The 319-nt window shown below is 50.5% G+C and carries 1 rRNA gene; it reads left to right on the top strand.

The features are described 5' to 3' along the window. Nucleotides 1–27 precede the first annotated feature (27 nt). Nucleotides 28–319: ribosomal RNA gene (locus SAY88_RS24845) — 23S ribosomal RNA — on the top strand; the annotation flags it as partial.

Raw genomic sequence — 319 nt, 5'->3', positions numbered from 1 at the left:
AGTGCGTTGTGTTATCTGCAGCAATTTGGTTAAGTTAGAAAGGGCGCACGGTGAATGCCTTGGAACTAGGAGCCTACGAAGGACGCGACGAACGGCGAAACGCCTCGGGGAGCTGTAAGTGAGCTTTGATCAGAGGATTTCCGAATGGGGGAACCCACCATCCGTAATGGGATGGTACCCATACCTGAATACTTAGGGTATGTGGAGGCAGTCCTGGGGTACTTATAGATCTAAGTACCCAGAGGTTGAGAAAGCTAATGCGATTTCCTGAGTAGCGTCGTGCGAAACGGATACAGCCCAAACCAAGATGATTGCCTCT

This window comes from Halalkalibacter flavus, from assembly GCF_036663575.1.
Lineage (GTDB): Bacteria > Bacillota > Bacilli > Bacillales > Bacillaceae_D > Halalkalibacter > Halalkalibacter flavus.
This window is presented reverse-complemented; position numbering and strand designations above follow the sequence as displayed.